Genomic DNA, 14,574 nt, shown 5'->3' with positions numbered 1-14,574 from the left:
ATGCGCGGCGCCGCCAGCCAGCACTGGACCGCCGCGCTCAACCAGTTCGAACTGCACTTCCCGGGGCGACTGCCCGCGGGAGCCTGAAACCCCGTCCGGCCGTTTACACAGCGAAGTTGACACGCTCCCGTCGGTATCGCATGGGTCTTTCCTCCGTGTACTCGTGCGAGCAGGCACGCCCCCAGTCCCCCGGTCAGGAAAGACCTCGAACGCCCCCAGCACCACGCTCCCCGCGTGGCAGGGCCTGCCCCCTCGACAGGACCCGAGTGCCAAGGTGGCACCCGGCCCCACCCCGACAAACTCGCAACCTAGACCGGTCCAGTGCTACCGCGCCACGTCCCGGCGTGGCACGGGACCAACCGCCCGCGACAAAGGTTCCGAGGTCACGGACGGGGGTCGGCCGGAGAAGGGGTAGGGCGGGTGGGGCTCGAACCCACGACCCAAGGATTATGAGGACTGAACCTCTGAACCCTTGTGCTACCGGCTCAGTGACGCGGAGAGGTCGATCCTTCGCAACCCGAATCCCCCTCTGTGAGGGGCACCGAAGGGATGGACCACCATGACCGCCACAGACGTTCCCGCGGCAAGCGACGTCACCCAGCCAGGCAGTCGCAGCCGCCCGATCGAGGACATCCTCGAGCCTGACGACGTCGCCCTACAGCAACGTCTGAGCGTGCGGCCCACCTACTACTGGGCCGAAGCGTCCACGCATCCGGACAAGGACCCGTGCCCGACCTGGTGCTGGACGCGCCACGGCGATGACTGGGCCCACGAAGTCGACGAAGCCGCGCCGATGGCCGCCACGCACCGACTGGAACCCGTGCCCACGACGGTGGCGAGCCTTTACCGCGGCGTGCGCAACCAACGCGAGCCCAGCGATGAGACCCCCTCCTACGTGGAGACCGCGACGGTCCGGTCCTACCTGGAACAGGTCGGTCAGTCCGAGCCGATCGTGAAGATCGACCTGTCCCACTACCCGCGTGGCAAGTACGTCCGAGAGAACAGACTCCGGCTTACCATCGCCGACACCGAGGACCTGATCGCCGTCCTGACGTTCCTGGTCAAGGAGGCGAGGGGATGAGCACCGTCGCCGGATACGTCGTGGCGGTCACCGAGCCGCCGACCATCGTCTGCCCTGAATGGTGTGTCATCCCGACCAGTGAGCATGTCGCCGAGCTGTCCAATCACGAGGGCCTCGTCATCCACTGGTCAGAAGACGCGCCGATCCGGCTGTCCCGCAGCAGCTACGTCGACGGAACCGTCGACCCGACCGACCCGCCGCTCTTGCACATCGACACGCCTTTCGAGGCGATGCCGCTCGACGAGGCTGAGGCGTTCGCGCGCCGCATCCTGGCCGCCGTGAACGAGGCCCGGTCATGACGCGGCACAGAGTGTCGCTCGCGGAGCTCGAGCGCCTGGCGGTGGAGACAGGCGGCGTGATCACTATTGGCCGGCTGCAGGCCACACTGCGCCTCAGCAGCAAGGACGAGGTCGCCGCCCCCCTCGCGAAAGACCAAGTCGCCTCGAGCCAGGACGGATCGGCATGACCACCCGCCATCGCGCCGGCCGCTCCCCACCATCACCGCCCGCCCCGGGACGCCGGGCCGGGCACATCCACTATTCCCGAATCCGGGAATAGCGCGCGCTAGTGGAGGAATCTCCATTACCGCGCCGATCTTTCGGGCCGAAAGATCGGCAATCGGCCCGCCGACCAGCAGAGAGAAACCCATGACCACCACCACCGACGCCCCGGCCGTCACCGTCGAGATCATCGACGTCTCCCCCGCCACCGCCGAGGACTGGTTGTCCCGGAACGCCCGCAACCGGAACCTGCGGAAGTCGGTCATCGACTCCTACGCGCGCGACATGGTCGCCGGCCACTGGCACCTCAACGGGGAGACGATCAAGATCGACACCCGCGGGCACCTTCTCGACGGCCAGCACCGCCTCAACGCCGTGATCGTCGCGGATGTGACGGTGCCGATGATCGTGGTCCGCAACGTCCCGGAGTCGGTGATGCCGACCGTCGACGCGGGCGCCAAGCGCACCTACGCCGACGCGCTACGGCTACAGGGCGAGGAGAACACCTCCGTCCTCGCCGCGGTCACCCGCCGGGCGCTGCTATGGGAACGCGGATACCGGACCAAGGTCGGCAGCCTCTCCCCCACCCCGCTCGAAATGAACGAGTTCCTCACCGACAACCAGCGGATCCGCACCTCAGCCGACGTCGCCACCAAGCTCGCCTCCAAGGCGATGCTCCCGGCCAGCATCTTCGGCCTCTGCCACTGGCTGTTCTCCGACCTCGACACCGACGACGCGGCCTGGTTCCTCGCCCGCCTCGCCGACGGCGACGGACTTGCAGCCGACGACCCGATCGCCACGCTCAGGGCGCGCATCGTCAAGATGCGCGTCGGCGGTGGCCGAGTCAGTGAGACCGAGGCGCTGGCGCTCGCGATCCTCGCCTGGAACGCCCACCGGGCCAGCGAGCCCCGGACGAAGCTACAGCTACCGCGGGGCGGGCTGACGCAAGCGAACTTTCCGGAGCCGCGGTAATGACGGTCGCCGCGGCCGTTGTCGGTGGTCGCGATTACGGTCGAACGCATGATCATCGAGAGCCGTAAGTGGATCGGCGGGCACGAGATTAAGACCGGCGCGCGGATCCCGGTTGCGTCGAACCACAGCGAGATTCGCTTCGCTATCTATGCGGTCTGCGAGGACGCCGGGCAGCCCGAACGGTGGCACGGAGAGGTGTTGCTCGCCGGACGCCCGGTGCTAACGACGGCGCAAGTCGCGACCCACGACGAGGCGGGCAGGTTGGCCGAGCGCGGACTCGTCGACCGACTTGTCGAACTCCTCAGTGCGAGCGTCCCAGTTTCCTAAGCACCTCTGCGAGTTGTTGCTCAAGCACCTCTACCCTGTCGTCGGCAGCCGCCCACTCAGCAGGGATCGTCGGCAGCGGGTGCCCGGGCTGGGTCGGCCGCCCCATGCCGAACTCTTTCCAGATGCGCTCGCGCTTAACGATGGCGGCATCGTGTTCGCGAGCCAGCCGGTCTGCAAACTCGTGCCAGTTTTCGCCTCTACCTCGCTCTAGGATGTGCGGCCAGCAGGTACGAAGGTGCTCCGCCGCGGCGTCGTGAGGGCCGCCGAGGTCAGCGTCCTCACGGTCTCAGGACCACCCGCACCGACAGAAGGCTCGGGTGGGCGAGACGTTGAGCTGATGTCCCGTCACCCGTGTCCCCGGATACACCTGACGCGGAGGCGGACCTTCATGAGGGGCTGACGGGTCCACGGCTACCTCCCTGGTACGTCCGGAGAGACAAAAACGGCCCCCACGAGTGGGGGCCGTCGGGCCATCACCGTTGGCGCGGTGGTGGCGGGGTTGGTGTAAATATAGGCACACCGCTCAACTGGTGTCCACCGAATGGGGCGTGTCGAAGGTCATGACCTCCGACTTAAGTTACTCGTCAGTAGCACGGGGGGTGCACGCCTTGGTACAGCGCATGACCATGTACGTCGACGGCTTCAATCTGTACCACGGATTGCATGACTGGGCGCGTTGCAAGTGGCTCTGGCTAGACCTTGAGGCGCTCGGCACGCTTTTGCGCCCTCAGGCGCAACTCACCCGGGTCAAGTACTTCACGGCCCCGGTGCTTAACGACCCCGGAGGGGCGTCACGCCAGCAGACGTACCAGAACGCGCTGACATCGCATTGCCAGAACGTCACGATCATCCAGGGCCGCTATCAATCCAAGCTTCGGACATGCCGCAAATGCGGGCACACCTACACCCTGTACGAGGAGAAGGAGACCGATGTCAATATCGCCTCAGAGTTGATCTCTGACGCCGCTTCTGGCTCGTGCGACACCGCGCTGATGGTCACCGCAGACAGCGACCTGCTTCCAGCAGTACGAGCCGCAAGGCGGATCAACCCGAAGCTGTTCGTGCTCTTCGCCTTTCCGCCGAACCGACACAGTCAAGACATCAAGACGCAATTCCCCGCCTCCTTCAGCATCGGCAAGGGGCGGATCCGACAGGCCCAACTGCCGCAGTCGGTCCCGGGCAAAGCGTCAGGAAAGTCCTTCCACCGGCCCGACAAGTGGAAGTGAGCTGCCGCTAGCCCCCGGCTCTTGTCTCAATCATGATCGACTCACCCACCCGCTTTCTCACGATCCCTCAGGTCGCCGAGGAGCACGCGCACCGCGGCAGCCTGTCCGTGTCCGGCGCGCGCCACCAGCGAGGCCCAGATCACCGCCCTCGTCCGCCGCGGCGACCTGCCGGCCATCAAGCTCGGCGGCCGGGGTCAGTGGCGGATCGAGCGATCGCCGCTCGAGGAGTTCATCCAGCGCGCCTACGAGGAGACCGAAAGGGAGTTGCGAGAGCGACGCGATGGCCGCGATGGTGAGAGCGACGAGCCGAGCGGAGGCGTCGATGAGGAACAGTGAGCCCGACGTCGACCAGCTGCTTGCTGAGGAGGGCGAGGCGTCCGAGCTGAACAAGGATGCGCCGATCACCGAGCGCACCGAGGTGTCGCAGCCGAACCAGCACGCCGCCGACGTGCTACCCGTGCGGCTTACTGCCGACGAGATGCGTCGCCTGCGAGGAGCGGCCAACCTCGCCGGCCTCCCTCCCTCAACGCTGGTCCGATCGCTGATCCTCAGAGCGCTCGACTGACCTCCGAGGACTGACTGCTTCGACATCGAACCGCTCGCGCGCGGCCTCCGCGGAGGTCCCGAGCGCGGCCCCGATCACGAGCCACGAGTCGCCGGCTTTGCGGGCAGCGATGACCGCAGACCTCAGTTCCGCGTCGGCAGTCTCCCACGACTTGCGGGCGGCGATGATGCGCCGGAAGTGGCGCGCGTCCCGACCTTGGTGCGTCGATTGAGCGAGCTCGTCGAGGTCGGCGACCTCGTCCAGCAGCTCGACGGCGGGATCTCCACCTAGTTCGTGCCCCACGCATGGAGAGTAGCCGCCGGCGTCCGTGGTCCGCCCGCCGTATGCTCAGTCGGCGAAGTCGCCGAGGTCACCACGCCGGAGACGGCGCTTCTTCCCGACCTTGCGAAGGACCGTCCAGGGTTCGCGGGCTGCGCGGCCGTTGCGGCGGTTCTTGTGGGGCTTACAGAGCTGGCAGCCCTTGCGCTGCCGGTGAGGTGAGTGAGCCATCGAAGGCGCTCTCCGTCCGTGACCACACCCGCCACGGGGGGCGGGGTGGGAGCGCTCGGAACCTCACGAGTGCATCGTTGCAGAGTGAGCGCCGATGCGCGAGGTCCGGCGGAAGCGGTTTGGGCTGGCCGCTCCGGGACACCCCTACCCCACCCCACCCACCCGGTCGACTGCCCCGGGCAGGTCCCGGATGTTCGGGACTTCGCTCCCTTACGCCGTCAGCGTGCACGGACGCAATCTCAGCGGTGTTGAGGACGACCCCTGCCTGGGGGTGAGTGGGGTGGCAGGCAGGGGTCGTCGCGCACCAGCTCATGGCGTTCCTGGTCCTCCCATGCCCAGTTGAATCGAGCAGACCGAAGCCGCCTGTGGCGCGTGTGACTGATGTTTGCGGCTACCCGTCGGTAAGGCCAGGGGGCTATTGGGCGGATCACGCCCGATGGATTCCCGCACACGGGGACCGGTGCGGGAATCCATGGCGGCTCATCCCGCTGGGAGACGCAGATGCGCCATCCCCCCGGTGGCTGCACCCGCCGAGACTCACCACATCGCCCTCTTGGGGCGCTGCCGTCATGTGTACCGAAATTGGTGGGGGTATGCAACAAAGTTCCGTTGACGGACATCAGGCGTACTCAGTTCAGGACTATCGGCTCCTAGAAGCCTGCAAGCCGGTCCTTTACCTTCGAGGTCGGAAGCGGCGCCCGACCCCCCACGGCGCTGTTCTCACGGGGGCGGACGCTTCGGCGCACCCGAGAGCGCCGAGGCGTCCGCCGACCCAGGGATCGAAGGGGAGACCCGCCTCGAAGCCGGACGCCCGCGGCGGTGACGTCCGGTCGCCATCCTCTGCGACTCAAGCAGCGAACGCCGAGGCTCTGGCGAGCTTCAAGTCCCATTGCGCGGCATCCGACACTGGACTGTGAGCCCCGCGTCGTCTCCCCCGTCGGCGTGGGGCTCGCTCATGCCTGTCTAGACGCGCCCTTTTGCACGTCGCCGCTGGTGCCACCAGTGCACTAATGCGCCGTCATTACCCCGTGCTCGGGCGGGTTGCGAGCGGTGATCCGCCCATGAAGGGTTGTTGACATGACGAGGAAACCCCCGCCCATGTGGCTGCCCGCTGAAGACCTGGCAGTGGTTCGCGACGCGCTTGCCGAAGTCCTAGCGAGGACGAGTCGAACATCTCTCACAGGGCAGAACCGCAGGCACTTCCGGGCTCGCGCCGATGCCTATCTGCCAATCGTTGTGCCTCCGCTGGCCCGAATGATCGCCGGGCGATACTCGCCGAAGCCCCCGAAGGGCGACGGAACGTGGACCCCTTGGGAGGCGCCAGACGGGGGGGACTGGCTGTGGGACGCGCACGGCTCACAGTGGTTCGGCGGCCAACCGTTCGAACAGTTGTCTGACGCAGATTTCCGCGCTCGCTACCCATCCGCTCCCAAGCACCTCTGACCGTCGAAGCTGGGCCCTACGCTCCCGCTATGACCTACGTCGACCTCCGCCCCGACAACGTCCGCCCCGTCCAGGTGCAGCTCGACGACGGCCTCTGGGTCGAGGGCACGCTCGAGGTGGAGCGGAAGGTCGAGGGCGTCTGGCAGGGCTGGGTGCGATACACAGTCGCCGTCTCGGAGACCTATGTTGGGTGGTTCGAGGAGCCGAGGATTCGGTCGGGCGCCTAGTCGTCCGGCCAAGCCTCACCCGGCGGCCACGGTTCAGGGAGCCGGAAGAAGTCATAGCCGCTTCGGGGCTCAGTCTCGGTGATCACTCCGTCAACGAGCTCGACCGTCACTCCCGGCGGGCTGAAGTCTGCAGGCAGGTCATGGTGCGGGTCGGGATGCCGCCAGAAGGTCACATCCGCACGGGGCACTGAGTACGGCTGCAGCTGGTTCACCAGCAGAACCCCCGAGACGTTCCGGTGCGCCCACATCGGAGGAGCCCCGAAGAAGCCGTTTGGCTCCCTCACCAAGCGACTAATACGGGCACCCTCCAGCGTTTCCCCGAACTGCACGCCTTCGTGGCCGTACAACGCATTGGTCGAGTGGTGGTGGTCCGTGTCCCAGATGTACATGCCCACGACGATGCAGAAGGGCGCTCCGACGTCTCCATAGGCGCTCTGCTTCGTTGCCAGCGCGTCGCGGATCGCTGGCGCGTCGTTGATCATCCGCACGGGTTCGTGCGCGTAGACACCGATGGCTCGGTCACCCGGCTCAACAGGGCCCCTTGCATGCTTCGCCTTCGGCATCGCCTTGAAGGTTGCAGCCCAGTCGTCCCGCTGCCAGCGATACTCCGGCGCTTCCTCCAAGCGCGGGTAGTCGTCCGGGTTGAGTTGACTCAACCACTTGCCGAGTTCCTGGCGGAGCTTCGCTGCCGAGGGTGGGCTGGCGCCTTCCACGAGGTCATCGAGCCACAGATTGAAGTTCGGGTCGGCGAGCCGGTTGACGGTGTCGAACAAGACACCTCGCCGAGACGCGGCAGCTTGGTCTGCCGGCGCCACGCCTGGCGCTATGGCCTCGAAGTAGATCCGCTCATCGCCGCGAACGGCGAGGAAGTCAGGGCGTCGGCTTGTGCCCTCAAGCTGGGGATGGACCGTTACGTCGTATCCGGCTTCGAGCAGGCACTCATGCACATAGAGCTCAAGGAACGCGCTGCGGAACTGGTAGTCGTCCTTCGAGCGGAGCCGGGCCCGCAAGTCGTGATAGTCCTCATCGGTAACTACGCGGTCGGCCCAAGCCTGCATGAGCTCGCGTGCGGCTGCCCAGTGCTGTCCAGCGATTCGGTCGAGGAACGCATACGTCGACTCGCTATGACGTCCCGCCTCAGTGCTGGTGCGTTCCTTGGCATCGAAGATTGGCAGTCGAGTCACGAACTGCAGGCTGCCAGGCGTGTCAAGGCAGCCGTTCGCCGCATCCGCCCGGCTCTGTCCGCTGCGCTGCCGGGGCCCCGGTCAGACGCTCATCAGCGCGACCGCGTCACGCTGCCTCTCCTCGACCGCGCGAGCAACGGCGAAGGGGTCGTAGGTCGGCCCGTTGAAGTTGTTGACCACCGACACGGGGCGCGAGTTGTCGATGGTCGACGTCGAGCCGCCCGAGATCCCGCCGTTCGCGTACCGACGAAGCCCCAGGCCGAACCACGACGCCGCCTCGTTCAGGATGGCGATGTTGCGCTCCTCCATCCCGCGCTTCGCGCTGATGTACGCCTCCTTGCCTGTCTCCTGCTCGGCCCAGAGGATGTTCGCGCCGCCCCTGACGATCTGGGGTACGCGGTCGTAGTAGCGGCCATCGGACCCCCAGCCGCCATCAGCGAACGTGCGGAGGCCGTCCTTGTAGATGCCGCCATTCGCGTTCTCACCCACGACCGGCCCTCCGATGGGGGCAGCGTTAGGCGAACCGCTCGTCGTGAAGCGCGTCTCGCGGATCGTCACGATGCGCGCCGTGGCGACGTCGCCGTCGACACGGTCCAGCGCGTTCTCGACCGCGTTGACGCTGGAGATTGCCTCCGGGACGCCCTCGACCTTCACCTTGGGCTTCGGCTTCTGGTTGCCGAGGTTCTTGAGCTCACGGATGACATCGAGAACCGCCTGCTTGGCCGGCCCGTTTAGTTGGCTCGCCATCTGCTGCAACTGGCCGACGACATTGTCGACGAACCGAGCGCGGCGGATGCCGGTCAGGTTCTGAGCAACCTGGAGCGCTGACTGCCCGATGGCGTCGAGACGCGCTTGATTCTCGCGGCCCTTCGCGGTGGTGACGTCGAACGACCGGCCAGTCTCGCGCAGCCCCTTGCGGAAGTCGTCGAGGGCGGCCTCGTAGTTGCGGATCGCAGCGCGCTTGTCGAAGAAGCCGCTCAGGGCCTCCATCGCTGCGTTCAGCGCGGCGACACGATCCCTGGCCCGCTGGGCGGCCGAACTGACCTCCATCATCCCCTCGACGGCGTTGGCCGAGGAGACGTTGACGTTGCTCGCGGAGTCCCCGGCGTTCTCGAGCGCGATGCCGTACTGCTCGAGCTGGCCCATGAGCTGCGTCGCGCTGTTGCCGCCCTCGGCCGCCTTGGAAGCGAGCTGGTCGAAGATCGCGGCGGCCTGGTCGGCGTTGCCGCCCTCGACGAGGCTGGCGAGTGCCTCGTCGAGCTTGCGGAAGTTGCTCTCGGCCTGCTCGGTGGCGGTGCCGTCGCCGGGCAGCGGACGGGCGAGGGTGTCGAAGAACCGGACGTAGTTGTTGTCGAGGGTGTCGAGGTCGTTGTTGAGCCCGGCGAGATCCGCGCCCCAGACGTCTCGGATCGTGCCGAGCACTTGGCCGCGGGCCGCGAACGCCTCGAGGCTGCGGCTCAGGGTCGAGGTGTCGAGGTCACGGTTGAACAGGTCGTCGAAGGCGTCGTCGAGGAGCCCCAGCGCCGCCAGGACACCGCCGGCCATCAGCCCCTTGCCGATCAGCGACAGGGACCGGCTCGTTCGGTCCGCCTGGGTCGCCAGGGAAGCCGCGGACTGGCGCGCCCGGTCCTGGGCAGTCGTGACCTCGGTGAGCGACCCGACGACTCTGCCGAACTTCTGACCGAAGGCAGATGCCGCGACCGCCTTGTAGGACTCGACCGCCCGGGTCAACACGCCCCACGCCAGGACACCGGCCATGATCGGGCCGCCGAGGTCGGAGTCGGCGATCGTGGCGACGACGTTGGCGACCGCCTCGAGCCCAGCGAGAACAGGTCCGCCGAGAGGGGCGGCGGCCTGGGCGATCTGGATGACGGCCTCGGCCATCGCGCCGAACGTCTCGGCCACCTGCGGACCGGTCTCGCGGACGTAGGCGACGAACTCCTGGAAGCCCTCAGTCTGCGAGAGACCAGCGGCCCACTCGTCGAAGCTGCGAGAGGCGTCGAGCATCCAGTTGGAGAAGTCGTTGTTGAGCGGCGTGAAGGCCATCCACAGTTCGGCGAGCCCGTGCGTCAGGTTGCCGATCGTCTGACCGAGCGTGGTGAGCGTGCGGGGAGCCTCGGTCGCCAGGAACTCGAAGAACGCCGTCCAGCGCTCGGAGGCGAGGTCGGCGCCCGCGTCGGCTGCGAGCTCGCCGGCCGCGGAGGCGATGTTGTGGAAGATCGCCGTGACCTCGTCGCCGCGTGTCTCGAGGGAGTCGAACATCGCGATGATCCCGGGGAACGCGCCCTCTGCCGAGGCGTCCCTGAGCGCCTGCATCGCGGGGCGGAGCTCCTGCAGGCGCGTCACGAGATCCTGCGTGGCCGGGGAGAGCTGCTGCATGGCCTCGCGCGCCTTCTCGAGGTTCTCGGCCGTCGGGTTGATGGACGCCTCGTTGACCGCCTCGAGCGCGTCTCCGACGCCCTGGAAGGCCAGGACGAGGGAACCGCCCGCCAGCGCGGCGACACCGAGCTGGTTGGCGAGCCCGGTTACGGCCGGGATCCCGACGGCGCCGATCGGGAGGAGGCCGGGGCCGAGCGCGGCCGCGGCCTGCGCCATGAAGCGGAGCCGGCCCGTGAGCTGGTTGATGCTCGTGTCGGCCTTGTTGGCTGAGCGCGCGATGCTGTCGGTGTCCCGAGCGAAGTTCTTGGACACTCGCGCCGTGACGACCGACTGGCCCGAAAGGCTGTTCAGCTCGCGGTTGAGGAGCGCCGTCTGAGCGACAGCCTTCGCCATGCCGCTACTGAAGTCGTCGATGAGGCTGAGCCGCACCGCCTCGTTGCGAACGCCCATGTCAGGCCACCTGCCTTGTTGCGGCCAACGCGTCGGCCGTGGTCACGATCTGACCCAGCGCGCCGACCATCTCGGCCGCCGGGATCTGGTCATCTGGTCCTGCGACGGCCCACTCGAGGACGAGCGCGGCGAAGAACCGGCGCGCCTCGGACTTCTCGGTAGCGCTCATGCCGGCGGCGAGTCGGGCGATCCGGTGGAGTTGGTCGAGGATGGGTTCGGGGTAGGCGCTGAGCGCCTCGAGCGGGTCAGCCATGCGCCCGCGCCCATCGTGCGTGGCCGCCTGCGCGCTGGTGGTTGATCTGGGCGCCGGTGCTCTCGTCGGGAAGCTTGAGCTGCGCCAACGTGCGGTTGAGGTGTGCGCGCTGCTGGCGAGCCTCGGACAACAGCGGGTTCTCCCGCTCCTGCCCCATCGAGCCCTTAGTGATGAGCGGCTGACCGTCCATCGCCGCCTCGAGGTCGTCGAGAAGGTCAACGGTCTTGCATGCGGTTTCGAGCAGAATCAACTCGTCGAGCCGCAGTTCGTAGGTCGAAAGGACCTGTTTCCAGAGCCTCCGACCGCGCTTCTTGAGCCCCGGCGGAGGCTGCTTCGCGCGTGAATCGGTCATGGTGGGCGCCTCCTTGGGGCGTCGAAAACGGCGCTCGGAACCTGCCTCAGTGGCGATTGCTAATCGCCCCGGTCCCTTTGGAAACGGACATAGGGGGCACTCCCCACCCCTCGCGACAGTCATCGGACGCAGCCGGGTCTAGGGCTGGAGGTCGCGTGCCTCGGCGGCTTCGATCCGGCACTGCAGCCGGAGACGTTGACGCCCGAGTGACCATCACTGCAAGCCGTTCGCGTAACGGAGCCGATCGAGGCGCTGCTGCTCCGCCTCACGCTCGGCCCTCTGTCGCTCAAGGTCGGCAAGACGTTGACGCTCGTTCTCCTTCGCCACCGCGCGGCGTCGTGCGTCATCCTCCTCGGCTTCGGCCCGATAGTCCGCATCGACCAGGCGAGACAGCGTGAACAGCCCGACGCGGTGCGGCCGGTCGGTCTTCGCCTGCTCGGCTAGACGGCTCATCTCGTGAGCGACGTCGAAGGCTCGCGGGGTGTCCACGTCCGAGGCCCCTAGCTTCTTGGCTATGCCGGCGATGGCACCGGCCTCAGCGTTGTACGTCTCCATGCCCGCCCGGAGCGCACGCAGCGCCTCGAGCGCCTTGCGGTACGCGGCCTGCATCTCGCTCAAACCGCTGGTCTGCGCAACCTCGGCCCTGCCGCGCAGCACCTCGATCGCCGCCTGTCGCTGCTGCTCGGCGGTGCGCTCCGTGGCTGCCTCAGCAGCCTGGCGCTGCAGCTCCTCGAACTCCGCATCACGTCGCGCCTTGTCGAGCTGCGCGGCGGTGATGGTGTCGTCACCGTCCAGCATCCGCTGACGGAGATCCTCGTAAGTCGTCGTCATGGTCACCTTCCGAACATCCGCGCGCCGATCTCGGCGAGGGAGGTGTCGTCGTTACGGCCGGCTGGGATCGGCATCAACTGCTCGAACTTCGCCAGGTAGGCGGCCTGGGCTTCATCGGCCAGCTTCCGCGCAGCACCGTTATTGCCCTGCTTGCGGAACGCGGCGATGCGGCTGGCAGTCGAGCGGATCGATGCCGCGAACTGCTGCGGATCCTCTCCCGCTGGAACCCGAACCTGAGCGACGTCGGAGTCGTCGGGCTCCAACCCCGCCTGCACCGCAGCGAACAGCACCTCGTCGTAGGTGTTCTCGATCTTCACGCCGGCTTCCTCTCGGTCTCGAGCCCGGCCACGTAGGCATCGAGGTCAACCACGCGAATGCGAGGCATCTCCCCGACGCGAACCACCGGCAGCACGGCCTCCTGCACCAGCCGCTTCACCGTCCGCACCGAAACCGACAGCACCGCGGCAGCGGCCTCGTACGTCAGCAGTTGCGGGCTCATGACCCGAGCCTCACGGAACTCCCACAACCGCTCCAGCGCTGTCCCGCCCTGACCCTCAGTGGCCCGCAAACTGAACATCCGCTCCACATCGAGGAAGCCTTCCGGCACACGCACCGCCTGGCGTGCGGCCCACTGCCGATGACGCCGCAGCGCAACCGCCAGGTGTCCGGCGAGTTCGCGGTCCACGCAATGCACCGAAGTCATGGGGTCACCGCCCGTCCGGGACGAGGGACGAGGTACAGCTCCTCGCGGTCGCGGCTGTCACTACCTCGTCCTCGTCCCCCCTTAGGGAGGGGGACGAGGGACGAGGGTGGGTGACCCCCGTCCGGGACGAGATGGGACGAGGTCGGGACGAGGGGACGAGGTGACGTTCTGGCCAGCGAAAGGCCCAGAAGAGACGCTTGGCCGAAAGATTTGCGGCGTAGGGCGTCGGACTCGGCTTCCACACCTCGTCCCTGCGCGGGGACGAGGTCGCCAACCGCAAGATTTCCCGTTTCACGCATCACCGATGCCACCGCCATCCCAAGGTCGCAACAGAGCGTGCGGCGACCCGTCAGACACGTAGCCGTCGACTTGGAGCAGGGTCTTGGCGGTCCTGATGCTGGACGCCTTGCCCTTGACGAGCGCCTCGATCTTGGCGCCGGAGAGCGGTCCGTGCTTCTCGAGGACCGCGCAGATCTCGCCCATGAGATGGGTGGGCCGGAACTCGGTCGACGTCGTCTCGATCGGTGCCACGATCTCCACCTCGGCGAACGCCTCACTGTGCGAGGTCAGGACTAGGTCACCCATCCAGTGCAGACCACCCGACGACGCCAGTGCGTGCTTGCGGAGCTGCCCCGGACGGTCCTTCGCGATCCGGACCGTCGAGCGGCCGGTCAGCCCGACGCCGAACGAGGTGCGGTTCTCCAGCACGTAGGCGGCGCCGTCGAGGCCGTTGAGTTTGTGCACCGCTCCGAGGCTGTAGCGGCCCCGCGTCTCGTTCGACTTGGTGACGTGGTCCAGCGACACCGACGCGGCCCCTGCCGCTGCGAGCCGGCGCGGCAGCATCCGGCCGAACTTCGCCACGTCCGAGTTGTCGTTCGGCGACCACCCATGCAGCGTCATCGCCTCCGTGACCCCGTCGACCACACCGAGTGTTGGCCGGGTGTCTCGTAGCAGCGTGACGAAGTCGTCGAGATGCACTCCCCCGCCGAGGGCGTCGTCGGGACGGACGTAGTGGAACCGCCGCAACAGGGCGTCACGGTCCGCGCCGAGGGTCAGTAGCCGCCCGACGATGCCGCCCTCGTCGTCCTCGAAGTCGACGTAGACCACGTTGTTGCCGCGGCCGAGCTCGTCGAGGACCACCGAGAGCATGAACCAGGTTTTGCCGCCCTCGGACTCGCTGGAGACGGTATGCAGCTTCCCCGGGTAGAACAGCCCCACGCCGTCCGCCCTGCGCCCCACAGTGGGCGCTGGGGGCCGCCAGGACCCCTCAAGCACCTCACCCAGGTTCACCGGACGCCAGGAGCGGCGAAAGACCGGCTCTCCCGGTGGTGAGACCTCCACGTCGGGGAAGTCGTCGTAGCCCACGCCAGTCATGCGGCATCACCCGGGCCACCGGGGACTTGAGGCACGATGGCGACCGGCAAGTTGCGGTACTCGAGCGCGGCCACGACGTCAGGCAGCCGATCGGCGTCCAACACGAACCCGCCTGCAATCCCGTTGAACACGGGACGGAGCCCGGCCTCAGTCAGTAGGTCACCGACGCGCCACCCGCGGACGACGATCGTGCTCCCGCGCTCCAGGACGGTCACTCG

Annotated in this window: 18 protein-coding genes; 9 read left to right on the top strand and 9 right to left on the bottom strand. The window is 67.5% G+C overall.

What is annotated here, in order from left to right; translation table 11 throughout:
* The first annotated feature begins 559 nt into the window (after window positions 1-559).
* The 9 genes from FIP57_RS22605 to FIP57_RS22565 all read left to right on the top strand — a co-directional run bounded on the left by FIP57_RS22605 (window position 560) and on the right by FIP57_RS22565 (window position 6,830).
* A complete protein-coding gene (locus tag FIP57_RS22605) occupies window positions 560-1,081 on the top strand; it encodes a hypothetical protein (protein ID WP_148576076.1) in 522 nt (173 codons plus the stop codon).
* The gene (locus FIP57_RS22600; RefSeq protein ID WP_148576074.1) at window positions 1,078-1,380 is read left to right on the top strand and encodes a hypothetical protein; all 303 of its coding nucleotides are present in this window, start codon (window positions 1,078-1,080) and stop codon (window positions 1,378-1,380) included. The genes FIP57_RS22605 and FIP57_RS22600 overlap by 4 nt, the downstream gene beginning before the upstream one ends.
* 11 nt (window positions 1,381-1,391) lie before the next feature.
* Complete coding sequence (locus tag FIP57_RS23470; protein WP_162529942.1) at window positions 1,392-1,547, top strand: hypothetical protein; 156 nt, start codon at window positions 1,392-1,394, stop codon at window positions 1,545-1,547.
* A gap of 181 nt (window positions 1,548-1,728) precedes the next feature.
* The gene (locus tag FIP57_RS22595) at window positions 1,729-2,553 is read left to right on the top strand and encodes a hypothetical protein (protein WP_148576071.1); all 825 of its coding nucleotides are present in this window, start codon (window positions 1,729-1,731) and stop codon (window positions 2,551-2,553) included.
* Window positions 2,554-2,601: 48 nt separating this feature from the next.
* Window positions 2,602-2,880, top strand: a complete 279-nt coding sequence (locus FIP57_RS22590) for a hypothetical protein (RefSeq protein ID WP_148576069.1) — start codon at window positions 2,602-2,604, stop codon at window positions 2,878-2,880.
* Between the two features lie 620 nt (window positions 2,881-3,500).
* Window positions 3,501-4,106 carry an NYN domain-containing protein gene (locus tag FIP57_RS22585; protein WP_148576067.1) on the top strand — a complete coding sequence of 202 codons (606 nt, stop codon included), beginning with the start codon at window positions 3,501-3,503 and terminating at the stop codon, window positions 4,104-4,106.
* Window positions 4,107-4,244: 138 nt separating this feature from the next.
* On the top strand, window positions 4,245-4,442 hold the full coding sequence (locus FIP57_RS22580; protein WP_148576096.1) for a helix-turn-helix domain-containing protein: 198 nt from the start codon (window positions 4,245-4,247) through the stop codon (window positions 4,440-4,442).
* Window positions 4,387-4,671: a hypothetical protein gene (locus FIP57_RS22575; RefSeq protein ID WP_148576066.1), complete on the top strand. Its 285-nt coding sequence runs from the start codon at window positions 4,387-4,389 to the stop codon at window positions 4,669-4,671. Before FIP57_RS22580 ends, FIP57_RS22575 begins: the two co-directional genes overlap by 56 nt.
* A gap of 1,961 nt (window positions 4,672-6,632) precedes the next feature.
* The gene (locus FIP57_RS22565; RefSeq protein WP_148576064.1) at window positions 6,633-6,830 is read left to right on the top strand and encodes a hypothetical protein; all 198 of its coding nucleotides are present in this window, start codon (window positions 6,633-6,635) and stop codon (window positions 6,828-6,830) included.
* On the opposite strand, the gene FIP57_RS22560 is transcribed toward FIP57_RS22565, so the two are convergent.
* From FIP57_RS22560 to FIP57_RS22520, 9 genes are all read right to left on the bottom strand, one after another.
* Window positions 6,827-8,014, bottom strand: coding sequence for a hypothetical protein (locus FIP57_RS22560; RefSeq protein ID WP_148576062.1), 1,188 nt, complete (start codon window positions 8,012-8,014; stop codon window positions 6,827-6,829). The two genes, FIP57_RS22565 and FIP57_RS22560, sit on opposite strands and share 4 nt — an antisense overlap.
* An 81-nt stretch (window positions 8,015-8,095) precedes the next feature.
* On the bottom strand, window positions 8,096-10,843 hold the full coding sequence (locus tag FIP57_RS23465) for a phage tail tape measure protein (protein WP_162529941.1): 2,748 nt from the start codon (window positions 10,841-10,843) through the stop codon (window positions 8,096-8,098).
* Window position 10,844: 1 nt separating this feature from the next.
* Window positions 10,845-11,096 (bottom strand): hypothetical protein, encoded by a 252-nt coding sequence (locus tag FIP57_RS22550; protein WP_148576060.1) that lies wholly within the window; start codon window positions 11,094-11,096, stop codon window positions 10,845-10,847.
* A complete protein-coding gene (locus tag FIP57_RS22545; protein ID WP_148576058.1) occupies window positions 11,089-11,448 on the bottom strand; it encodes a hypothetical protein in 360 nt (119 codons plus the stop codon). Before FIP57_RS22545 ends, FIP57_RS22550 begins: the two co-directional genes overlap by 8 nt.
* Window positions 11,449-11,661: 213 nt before the next feature.
* Window positions 11,662-12,279 carry a hypothetical protein gene (locus tag FIP57_RS22540; RefSeq protein WP_148576055.1) on the bottom strand — a complete coding sequence of 206 codons (618 nt, stop codon included), beginning with the start codon at window positions 12,277-12,279 and terminating at the stop codon, window positions 11,662-11,664.
* A 2-nt stretch (window positions 12,280-12,281) separates the two neighbouring features.
* The gene (locus FIP57_RS22535) at window positions 12,282-12,596 is read right to left on the bottom strand and encodes a hypothetical protein (RefSeq protein ID WP_148576053.1); all 315 of its coding nucleotides are present in this window, start codon (window positions 12,594-12,596) and stop codon (window positions 12,282-12,284) included.
* A complete protein-coding gene (locus tag FIP57_RS22530) occupies window positions 12,593-12,964 on the bottom strand; it encodes a helix-turn-helix domain-containing protein (protein ID WP_162529940.1) in 372 nt (123 codons plus the stop codon). The genes FIP57_RS22535 and FIP57_RS22530 overlap by 4 nt, the downstream gene beginning before the upstream one ends.
* A gap of 309 nt (window positions 12,965-13,273) precedes the next feature.
* Complete coding sequence (locus FIP57_RS22525; protein ID WP_203231421.1) at window positions 13,274-14,356, bottom strand: AAA family ATPase; 1,083 nt, start codon at window positions 14,354-14,356, stop codon at window positions 13,274-13,276.
* Window positions 14,353-14,571, bottom strand: coding sequence for a hypothetical protein (locus tag FIP57_RS22520; protein WP_148576049.1), 219 nt, complete (start codon window positions 14,569-14,571; stop codon window positions 14,353-14,355). Before FIP57_RS22520 ends, FIP57_RS22525 begins: the two co-directional genes overlap by 4 nt.
* Window positions 14,572-14,574: the final 3 nt, after the last annotated feature.

Origin of the sequence: Nocardioides caldifontis, from assembly GCF_008087345.1 — a bacterium.
GTDB lineage: Bacteria > Actinomycetota > Actinomycetes > Propionibacteriales > Nocardioidaceae > Marmoricola_A > Marmoricola_A caldifontis.
Note: the sequence above shows the minus strand (reverse complement) of the source record. Positions and strands in the feature narration are given on the sequence as shown.

Excerpts from the sequence above, each read along its gene's own strand:
- FIP57_RS22605 (WP_148576076.1), top strand. The coding sequence starts at position 560 with ATGACCGCCACAGACGTTCCCGCGGCAAGCGACGTCACCCAGCCAGGC.
- FIP57_RS22600 (WP_148576074.1), top strand. The coding sequence starts at position 1,078 with ATGAGCACCGTCGCCGGATACGTCGTGGCGGTCACCGAGCCGCCGACC.
- FIP57_RS22595 (WP_148576071.1), top strand. The coding sequence starts at position 1,729 with ATGACCACCACCACCGACGCCCCGGCCGTCACCGTCGAGATCATCGAC.
- FIP57_RS22590 (WP_148576069.1), top strand. The coding sequence starts at position 2,602 with ATGATCATCGAGAGCCGTAAGTGGATCGGCGGGCACGAGATTAAGACC.
- FIP57_RS22585 (WP_148576067.1), top strand. The coding sequence starts at position 3,501 with ATGACCATGTACGTCGACGGCTTCAATCTGTACCACGGATTGCATGAC.
- FIP57_RS22575 (WP_148576066.1), top strand. The coding sequence starts at position 4,387 with ATGGCCGCGATGGTGAGAGCGACGAGCCGAGCGGAGGCGTCGATGAGG.
- FIP57_RS22565 (WP_148576064.1), top strand. The coding sequence starts at position 6,633 with ATGACCTACGTCGACCTCCGCCCCGACAACGTCCGCCCCGTCCAGGTG.
- FIP57_RS23465 (WP_162529941.1), bottom strand. The coding sequence starts at position 10,843 with ATGGGCGTTCGCAACGAGGCGGTGCGGCTCAGCCTCATCGACGACTTC.
- FIP57_RS22550 (WP_148576060.1), bottom strand. The coding sequence starts at position 11,096 with ATGGCTGACCCGCTCGAGGCGCTCAGCGCCTACCCCGAACCCATCCTC.
- FIP57_RS22545 (WP_148576058.1), bottom strand. The coding sequence starts at position 11,448 with ATGACCGATTCACGCGCGAAGCAGCCTCCGCCGGGGCTCAAGAAGCGC.
- FIP57_RS22540 (WP_148576055.1), bottom strand. The coding sequence starts at position 12,279 with ATGACGACGACTTACGAGGATCTCCGTCAGCGGATGCTGGACGGTGAC.
- FIP57_RS22525 (WP_203231421.1), bottom strand. The coding sequence starts at position 14,356 with ATGACTGGCGTGGGCTACGACGACTTCCCCGACGTGGAGGTCTCACCA.